Origin of the sequence: Neisseria sp. HMSC061H08 (assembly GCF_001836795.1) — a bacterium.
Lineage (GTDB): Bacteria > Pseudomonadota > Gammaproteobacteria > Burkholderiales > Neisseriaceae > Neisseria > Neisseria subflava_A.
The window spans coordinates 1-261 of the sequence record NZ_KV830597.1 but is presented as its reverse complement, the minus strand read 5'-3'; the positions used below and the strand labels follow the sequence as shown (position 1 = coordinate 261).

The 261-nt window shown below is 49.4% G+C and carries 1 pseudogene; it reads left to right on the top strand.

Annotated features, from left to right (window positions below):
* Window positions 1-261, top strand: a pseudogene (locus HMPREF2675_RS10750) (IS5/IS1182 family transposase); the annotation flags it as partial.

The window sequence follows — 261 nt, the reverse complement described above, 5'->3', positions numbered from 1 at the left end:
CTGGCGCAAGACGACACCCTGTCCGAATTGCTAAAACTGATTAACTGCCAACTGACCGAAAAAGGTTTAAAAGTAGAGAAAGCATCCGCCGCCGTCATTGACGCCACCATTATTCAGACCGCCGGCAGCAAACAGCGTCAGGCCATAGAAGTCGATGAAGAAGGACAAGTCAGCGGCCAAACCACACCGAGTAAAGATAAAGATGCCCGCTGGACAAAGAAAAACGGCATCTACAAACTCGGTTACAAACAACATACCCGC